The organism is Bradyrhizobium sp. CIR48 (genome assembly GCF_014198315.1).
In the GTDB taxonomy this organism is placed as follows: domain Bacteria; phylum Pseudomonadota; class Alphaproteobacteria; order Rhizobiales; family Xanthobacteraceae; genus Bradyrhizobium.
Map to the genome: position 1 here is coordinate 46,859 of NZ_JACIHG010000023.1, position 8,154 is coordinate 55,012.

Consider the following 8,154-nt stretch of genomic DNA (forward strand, 5'->3'; position numbering starts at 1 on the left):
CAGCAAGCAAGGAGAACGACCATGAAACCCCGCATGAACTACTATCAGGCCGCGCCGGACACGATCAAAGCGCTGATGGCGCTGGAGACGCAGATCCAGTCCACGGGGCTCGAGAAATCGCTGATCGAGCTCGTCAAGATCCGGGCGTCACAGATCAACGGCTGCGCCTTTTGCATCAACATGCACACCGAGGACGCCCGCAAGCGCGGCGAGACCGAGCAGCGCATTTATTTGCTCGATGCCTGGCGCGAATCCCCGCTTTACACCGATCGCGAGCGCGCCGCGCTGGCCTGGACGGAATCGGTCACGCTGATCTCGCAGACGCATGCGCCTGATGATGTCTACGAGCAGGTCCGTGCGCAGTTCTCCGAGGAAGAGACCGTGAACCTGACCATGCTGATCGGCGCCATCAACGCCTGGAACAGGATCGCGATCGCGTTCCGTGCGGTTCATCCGGTGAAGGTGAAGGCGTCGGTGGCGTGAAGGGCGGCGCGCGCCTCAACGCAGGTCTCGTAGGGTGGGCAAAGCGACTTGTCCGCCGTAGCTCGTAGAGCGAAGGCGGAAGCGTGCCCACGTTCTGCAGCTAAAGCGAGAGAGGACGTGGGCACGGCGCAAGGGCGCCTTTGCCCACCCTACGGCAGCTGAGTGCGCGGCTCAGACCGCCGTCGCCTTGGCGAACTCCACGTAGATCTCGCGCAGGCGCGTCGCCATCGGGCCGGGCTTGCCGTCGCCGATGGTCTTGCCGTCGATCGCGACCACCGGCTGGACGAACAGCGAGGCCGACGTCGCAAAAGCCTCCTTCGCGGCGAGCGCCTCGGCCACCGTGAACGAGCGCTCCTCGACGCGAAGCTGACGTTCCTCGGCGAGCGCCACCACGGCCTTGCGGGTACAGCCCGGCAGGATCGCATTGGAGTTCTTGCGGGTGACGATGACGTCGTCCTTGGTGAGGATGAACGCCGAGGACGAACCGCCCTCGGTGACGTAGCCATCTTCCAGCATCCAGGCTTCGCCGGCTCCGGCTTCGGCCGCGGCCTGCTTTGCCAAGACCTGCGCCAGCAGGGCCACGCTCTTGATGTCGCGCCGCTCCCAGCGGATGTCTGGCACGGTGATGACGTTGATGCCGGTCTTCGCCGAAGCGGCGTTGATGATGTCCTTTTCGGAAGTGAACATCACCAGGCTCGACTTGACGTCGCCCTTGGGAAACGGAAAGTCGCGGCCCTTGTCGGCGCCGCGCGTCACCTGGAGATAGACCAGGCCGTTGGCGACCTTGTTGCGCGCGATCAGCTCCTTCTGCAGCTCGGTGATGCGCTCGACCGTCTCCGGCAGCTTCAAGCTGATCTCGCCGACCGAGCGCTCCAGCCGCGCCAGATGCGAGGCGTTGTCGACCAGCTTGCCGTCGAGCACGGCCGAGACCTCATAGATGCCGTCGGCAAAAAGGAAGCCGCGATCGAGGACCGAGATCTTGGCGTCCGAGAGCGGGACAAATGAGCCGTTGACGTAGGCGATCGGGTCCAAGGCAGGTCTCCTGGGGGGAAGGGGGATTTGGCCACCGGTATAGGAGATTTGGCGAGCCCGATAAACCCTCGATCCGTCATTCCGGGGCATTCGCAAAGTGAATGAGCCCGGAATCCATCTTACCTCGCGTACTGCCGCCCGATGGATTCCGGGCCCGCGCCAAGAGGCGCGTCCCGGAATGACAGGGGAGCTAATGCGACAGAATCTTCGACAAGAACTTCTGCGCGCGGTCGCTGCGCGGCTGGCCGAAGAAATCGTCCTTCGCCGCGTCCTCGACGATCTCGCCGCGGTCCATGAAGATGACGCGGTTGGCGACCTTGCGCGCAAACCCCATCTCGTGGGTGACGACCATCATGGTCATGCCCTCATGGGCGAGATCGACCATGACGTCGAGCACTTCGCTGACCATTTCGGGATCGAGTGCCGAGGTCGGCTCGTCGAACAGCATGACGATCGGGTCCATGGCAAGCGCGCGCGCGATCGCCACGCGCTGCTGCTGGCCGCCGGAAAGCTGCGCGGGAAACTTCTGCGCCTGCTCCTTCAGGCCGACGCGATCCAGCAGCATCATGCCCTTCGTCACCGCCTTGTCAGACGACCTGCCCAGCACCTTCTGCTGCGCGAGGCAGAGATTGTCGATGATCTTGAGGTGCGGGAACAGCTCGAAGTGCTGGAACACCATGCCGACGCGCGAGCGCAGCTTGGGCAGATTGGTCTTGGGGTCGTTGACCTTGGTGCCGTCGACGCTGATGTCGCCGCTCTGGAACGGCTCCAGCGCATTGACGCACTTGATCAGCGTCGACTTGCCCGAGCCCGACGGACCGCAGACCACCACGACCTCACCCTTGGTGACGCTGGTGGTGCAATCGGTCAGCACCTGGAAGCTCGGAGTGTACCATTTGTTGACGTGGCTGATTTCGATCATGACCGACACGCTCTATCGAATGATGGCGATGCGCGCCTGGAGGCGACGGACGCCGAAGGACGCGATACAGGAAATGGTGAAGTAGACGACCGCTGCGAACAGGTACATTTCGACGAGGCGCCCGTCGCGCTGCGCGACCTTGCTCGCCGCTCCCAGGAAGTCCGTGATCGAGAGGACGTAGACCAGCGAGGTGTCCTGGAACAGCACGATGGTCTGCGTGATCAGGACCGGCAGCATGTTGCGGAAGGCTTGCGGCAACACGACGTAGCGCATGGTCTGGGCGTAGGTCAGCCCCAGCGCGCTGGCCGCGGCCGGCTGGCCGCGCGAGATCGACTGGATGCCGGCGCGCATGATCTCGGAGAAGTACGCCGCCTCGAACATGATGAAGGTGATGAGCGAGGATGCGAACGCGCCGACGCTGATGGGACGCGAGGCGCCGGTCAGCCACTGCCCGATATAGGGCACCAGGAAGTAGAACCAGAAGATCACCAGCACCAGCGGCAGCGAGCGCATGAAGTCGACATAGACCCCGGCGATCCGGCCGAGCAGCTTGAGGCCCGACAGGCGCATCAGGGCGAGCGCCGTGCCGAAGACGAGGCCACCGAGGGCTGCAAGGCCCGTCAGCGTCAGTGTGAACGTCATGCCCTCGTAGAACAGATAGGGCAGAGCGCGGCGGATGACGTCGAAATCGAGATTGCCGAACATCGCTTATTTCCCCGTGATGTAGCCGGGGATCGCGACCCAGCGTTCGAGGAAGCGCATCGCGGTCACCACGACGGCGTTGACGAGGAGATAGAGGATGGTCGCGGCGGTGAAGGCCTCGAACACCTGGAACGAGAATTCCTGCATCGAGCGCGCCTGTCCGGTCAGCTCGAGCAGGCCGATGGTGATCGCGACCGCCGTGTTCTTGATGGTGTTGAGGAACTCCGACGTCAGCGGCGGCAGGATGATGCGGAACGCCATCGGCAGCAGCACATAGCGATAACCCTGCGCGGTGGTCAGACCCAGCGCGGTCGCCGCCATCTTCTGCCCGCGCGGCAGTGAGCCGATGCCGGCCTGCAGCTGCACGGCCACGCGCGCCGACATGAAGAAGCCGACGCCGATCGCCGCCGTCCAGAACGGCGCGTTCGGCAATTGCTTGAGCCAAATGCCGGCGGCCTTCGGCAGCAGCTCCGGCAGCACGAAGAACCACAGGAACAGCTGCACCAACAGCGGCATGTTGCGGAAGAATTCGACATAGGCGAAGCCGAACCAGTTCGCCCCCTTCGACGGCAGCGTGCGCATGACGCCGACGATCGAGCCGGTGATCAGCGCGATGACCCAGGCCAGCGCCGCGGTTTTCAGGGTCAGCGCCAGGCCCGACAGCAGCATGTCGAGATAGGTGCCCGTCCCCATCGGGTTCGGCTGGAAAAAGATTCCCCAGTTCCAGTTATAGTTCACGTGTCCCCCGCGCGAACGCGCCAGTCAGAGATATCCTGGCCGCCTATGCAAATGTCCGGCCACCCCTGTGTCAAGAGTGGCCGGACATGATCCCGATCGAAAGATCGAGGTTATCTTACTTATAGTCGTCCGGGTTCGGCGAGTCCGTCGGCTTGGCGAACTCGTTCTTCAGCTCGGCCGAGATCGGCGTGTTGAGGTTCAGGCCCTTCGGCGGGATCTTGGCGGTGAACCACTTGTCATAGATCTTCTGGGCCTCGCCGGACGTATAGAGCGCCGCGGTCGCCGCATCGACCACCTTCTTGAAGGCGGCATCGTCCTTGCGCAGCATGATGCCGTAGGGCTCGGGCTTGGAGAATGCGTCCTTGGAGATGACGTAGTCAGCCGGCGACTTCGAGCCGGCGACGAGGCTCGCAAGCAGGATGTCGTCCATGACGAAGGCGACCGCGCGGTCGGTCTCGACCATCAGGAAGGCTTCGGCGTGGTCCTTGGCCGGAATGATGTTGGCGCCGAGCTTTTTCTCGACGTTGGCCTCGGTCAGCTGCTTGATGTTGGTGGTTCCCGCGGTCGAGACCACGGTCTTGCCCTTGAGGTCTTCGATCGACTTCAGGCCGCTCGACTTCTTGAAGACGTAGCGGCTCGCGGTCAGGTAGTGGGTGTTGGTGAAGGCAACCTGCTTCTGGCGCTCGGCATTGTTGGTGGTCGAGCCGCATTCGAGGTCGATGGTGCCGTTCGCCATCAGCGGGATACGGGTCGCCGACGTCACCGGGTTGAGCTTGACCTCGAGCTTGTCGAGCTTGAGCTCCTTCTTCACCGCGTCGACGATCTTGTAGCAGATGTCCATCGCAAATCCGACGGGCTTCTGATTGTCGTCGAGATAGGAGAAGGGGATCGAGGAGTCGCGGAAGCCCAGCGTGATGGCGCCGGTGTCCTTGATGTTCTTCAGCGTGCCTGTCAGCTCCTGGGCCCCGGCCTGGCTGACGGCGAAGGTCGCGGCGAGCGCGAGCCCAATGCTACGGAAATGTTTCACTTTTTTGGTCCCCTTTCAGGATGATGCGGCCCGGATGCAAGCACAGATTGGGCCGGATTAGAATGTGACTTTCGGCTGGCTTGCGGCAGAGGTTAATGGGCTCAGGTCAGCGGCTTGGGCAATTCCCCGAGATCCCAGAACAGGCCGGCCATCACCGTCAAGGCTTCTTCCGTCAATGGCAGCAGGATGTGCTCATTGGGCGCATGCTGGGAGCAGCCGGGATAGGAGTGCGGGACCCAGATCGTCGGCAGACCCAGGATCTCGGAGAATACGTCGTTGGGCAGCGAGCCGCCGAAGTTCGGCAGGACCGCCGGCGGCTTGCCGGTGGTCTCTTTCACCGAATCCGCCGCCCATTTGATCCAGGGGCTGTCGAAATCGGTGCGCGATGCAGCAAAGCTCTGCGCCGCCCGCACCTCGACCATCGAAAAGCCCTTCTGGACAAGATGCGCGCGGATCGCCTCGATCAGGCCGCCGACCTCGGTGCCGACCACGAAACGCAGTTGCAGCACGGCATTGGCATGGCCCGGAATGGCGTTGGCCGGCTTCTCGATATTGCCCGATGACATCGCCAGCACTTCCAGCGTGTTCCAGGCGTAAAGCCGCTCGGCGGCCGACAGCCCCTCCTCGCCCCAGTTCTCGGCAAGCGCCGGCTCGTCCTCGGTCGGCACCACCTGTACGTCGGCAAGATAGCTGCGGATCTGGTTGCTGAGGCGCGGCGGTTTCAGGGCGTCGAGCTGGAGACGGCCGTGGCCGTCGACCAGCGTCGAGATCGCATTCACCAGAATGGTCGCGGGGTTGGCGAGCACGCCGCCCCAATTGCCGGAATGGTGGCCGCCATCGCGCAGGTTCACATCCAGATGAATGCGGATGCCGCCGCGGCATCCCAGGAACAGCGTCGGGCGGTCGGCGGACAGGCGCGGCCCGTCGGAGGCCATGAACAGGTCGGCCTTGAGCGCGTCGCGATTGAGGTCGCAGACCTTGCCCAGATCGGGCGAGCCGATCTCCTCGCCCATCTCGACGATGAACTTGGCGTTAAAGCCGAGCTTGCCGCCACGGGCGTCGCGCACCGCGCGGAGTGCCGCCATGTTGATGCTGTGCTGGCCCTTGTTGTCGGCGGTGCCGCGGCCATAGAGCCGCGTGCCCGCAACCGTCGTGCGCCAGGGATCGCGGCCCTCGCGCCACTCGCCCTCCATGCCGTCGACGACGTCGCCATGGCCGTAGATCAGCACGGTCGGCGCTGAGGCGTTTTCGTGATGCTCGGCGAACAGGAACGGCGACTTGCCACTCGGGGACTCGACGATGCGGCTGGTAAAATCCAGCGCGGCAAACGCCGGCTGCATCTCCTGTTCCAGATAGGCGCGCAGCTCGGCGCCGCGCGAGGGATTCTGGCTTTCGGTCTTGAAGGCGACGCGGCGGTCGAGTTCAGCGAGGAACGCACCGGATTTGAAATCCTCACGGGCGCGGGCGATGGCGTCGGCTCTGGTCATGACTTGCTTTTCGAGACTTTGAGACAAAGGACCCTACCCGAGACAGGTGGCCCTTCGAAAGTGGCGGGGACGTCGATAGTTCTTGGAGTTCTCTTGAACTTCTCTTGTAGTTCTCTTGGGAATTCGTTCTTGCTCTCTTGAGACTGGCTTGCCAAGGGCGGCAGCCCGCTGATTTTGGCCTTGCCAAGCGCAGGTTATATGCAAGAACTTCGCCAAGTTCGGGCGCACATCTACCATTCGAAGAGCGCTCAGTATAGAGCGCCGGGGAACGATCATGGCCAAGCAGATCAGGCTCAATGCCTTTGCGATGAATTGCGTCGCGCACCAGTCGCCGGGCCTGTGGACTCATCCGCGCGACCGCACCGCCGAGTATAACCGCCTGCCCTACTGGATCGATCTTGCCAGGACACTGGAGCGCGGCCGTTTCGACGGGCTGTTCCTGGCCGACGTGCTCGGCGTCTACGACGTCTACGGCAACAGTCCTGACGCTGCCTTGCGCAACGCAGCACAGACGCCGTCGAACGAGCCGCTGCTGCTGCTCTCGGCGATGGCCGCGGTGACGAAAGACCTCGGCTTCGGCGTCACCAGCAATCTGTCGTTCGAGCCGCCCTATCCGTTCGCGCGGCGGATGTCGACGCTGGACCATCTCACCGAGGGCCGGATCGGCTGGAACGTCGTCACCGGCTATCTCGACAGTGCCGCGCGTGGCGCCGGCAAGGACAAGCAGACCGGGCATGACGACCGCTACGACATCGCGGACGAATATATGGAGGTGGTCTACAAGCTCTGGGAAGGGAGCTGGGAGGACGACGCCGTGCTGCGCGACCGCAAGCGCGGCATCTTCACCGATCCCAGCAAGGTTCACCGCATCAATCACGAGAGCGCGAACTACCGCATCAACAACACCATCCATCTCAGCGAGCCCTCGCCCCAGCGCACGCCGGTGCTGTACCAGGCCGGCATTCGCCGCGCGGCCGGCAGTTCGCGGCCAAGCATGCCGAATGCGTGTTCATGTCGGGACCGTCGGCCAAGATCATCGGGCCGCGCGTGTCAGCGATCCGCCAGGAGGCCGCCGCGGTCGGCCGCGATCCGGCTGAGATCCTGATGTTCAACATGATGACGATCATCCTCGGCAACACGGAAGCAGAGGCTGCGGCGAAATATGCCGACTACCGGTCGCATATCAACCCGGAAGGCGCGCTGGCCCTGATGTCGGGCTGGACCGGCATCGACTTCTCCGGCTACGAGCTCGACCAGCAGGTCCGTCACGTCCAGAACGATGCCGGTCGCAGCGCACTCGACAATGTCACCCGGGGCGATCCGGACCGCGTCTGGACCGTGCGCGACGTCATCGAGCATGTCGGCATCGGCGGCGCCGGCCCTGTCGTGGTCGGCACGCCGGAGATGGTCGCGGACAAGATCGAGGACTGGTTCGAGAAGACCGATGTCGACGGCCTCAACGTCGCGTTTGCGATCTCGCCCGGCGATTTCGAGGATATCGCCGACATGCTGGTGCCGGAGCTGACGCGGCGCGGACGGTACAAGTCGGAATACGCCAAGGGCACGCTGCGGGAGAAGTTGTTCGGCGCCGGCCGCGCAAGGCTCGATGCGCCGCATCCGGCGGCCGGATATAGGGTGGGGAGGAAGGGGTAGTTGCCACGTCCTAGGTGTCGTCCCGGCGAACGCCGGGACCCATATGTGGACGGCCCCCGTGGCACAAGAGCTTTGTGAGGTTTGACCGGATCGCTTGCATCCATATGTGC

At 63.7% G+C, this 8,154-nt stretch carries 7 protein-coding genes and 1 pseudogene; 2 read left to right on the forward strand and 6 right to left on the reverse strand.

Annotation, left to right across the window (positions count from 1 at the left end; all coding sequences use genetic code 11):
* Positions 1-21 precede the first annotated feature (21 nt).
* Positions 22-483 carry a carboxymuconolactone decarboxylase family protein gene (locus GGD66_RS40530; protein ID WP_183238387.1) on the forward strand — a complete coding sequence of 154 codons (462 nt, stop codon included), beginning with the start codon at positions 22-24 and terminating at the stop codon, positions 481-483.
* Positions 484-654: 171 nt separating this feature from the next.
* On the opposite strand, the gene GGD66_RS40535 is transcribed toward GGD66_RS40530, so the two are convergent.
* The 6 genes from GGD66_RS40535 to GGD66_RS40560 form a co-directional block, all read right to left on the reverse strand.
* Positions 655-1,515 carry a D-amino-acid transaminase gene (locus tag GGD66_RS40535; RefSeq protein WP_179731731.1) on the reverse strand — a complete coding sequence of 287 codons (861 nt, stop codon included), beginning with the start codon at positions 1,513-1,515 and terminating at the stop codon, positions 655-657.
* A gap of 190 nt (positions 1,516-1,705) precedes the next feature.
* Positions 1,706-2,437: an amino acid ABC transporter ATP-binding protein gene (locus GGD66_RS40540; RefSeq protein WP_018321511.1), complete on the reverse strand. Its 732-nt coding sequence runs from the start codon at positions 2,435-2,437 to the stop codon at positions 1,706-1,708.
* A gap of 12 nt (positions 2,438-2,449) precedes the next feature.
* Positions 2,450-3,142, reverse strand: a complete 693-nt coding sequence (locus GGD66_RS40545; RefSeq protein WP_018321510.1) for an amino acid ABC transporter permease — start codon at positions 3,140-3,142, stop codon at positions 2,450-2,452.
* A 3-nt stretch (positions 3,143-3,145) separates the two neighbouring features.
* Positions 3,146-3,877 (reverse strand): amino acid ABC transporter permease, encoded by a 732-nt coding sequence (locus GGD66_RS40550; RefSeq protein ID WP_183233351.1) that lies wholly within the window; start codon positions 3,875-3,877, stop codon positions 3,146-3,148.
* Positions 3,878-3,992: 115 nt separating this feature from the next.
* Positions 3,993-4,904 carry an amino acid ABC transporter substrate-binding protein gene (locus tag GGD66_RS40555; protein WP_092255403.1) on the reverse strand — a complete coding sequence of 304 codons (912 nt, stop codon included), beginning with the start codon at positions 4,902-4,904 and terminating at the stop codon, positions 3,993-3,995.
* Positions 4,905-5,005: 101 nt separating this feature from the next.
* The gene (locus GGD66_RS40560; protein ID WP_092255406.1) at positions 5,006-6,391 is read right to left on the reverse strand and encodes a M20 family metallopeptidase; all 1,386 of its coding nucleotides are present in this window, start codon (positions 6,389-6,391) and stop codon (positions 5,006-5,008) included.
* A gap of 307 nt (positions 6,392-6,698) precedes the next feature.
* Between GGD66_RS40560 and GGD66_RS40565 the strand changes: the two are divergent.
* A pseudogene (locus GGD66_RS40565) lies at positions 6,699-7,774 on the forward strand (NtaA/DmoA family FMN-dependent monooxygenase); the annotation flags it as partial.
* Positions 7,775-8,154 lie beyond the last annotated feature (380 nt).

Bases quoted from the DNA above. Each gene is read 5' to 3' on its own strand.
- GGD66_RS40540 (WP_018321511.1), bottom strand. From the start codon at position 2,437: ATGATCGAAATCAGCCACGTCAACAAATGGTACACTCCGAGCTTCCAG.
- GGD66_RS40530 (WP_183238387.1), top strand. From the start codon at position 22: ATGAAACCCCGCATGAACTACTATCAGGCCGCGCCGGACACGATCAAA.
- GGD66_RS40545 (WP_018321510.1), bottom strand. From the start codon at position 3,142: ATGTTCGGCAATCTCGATTTCGACGTCATCCGCCGCGCTCTGCCCTAT.
- GGD66_RS40560 (WP_092255406.1), bottom strand. From the start codon at position 6,391: ATGACCAGAGCCGACGCCATCGCCCGCGCCCGTGAGGATTTCAAATCC.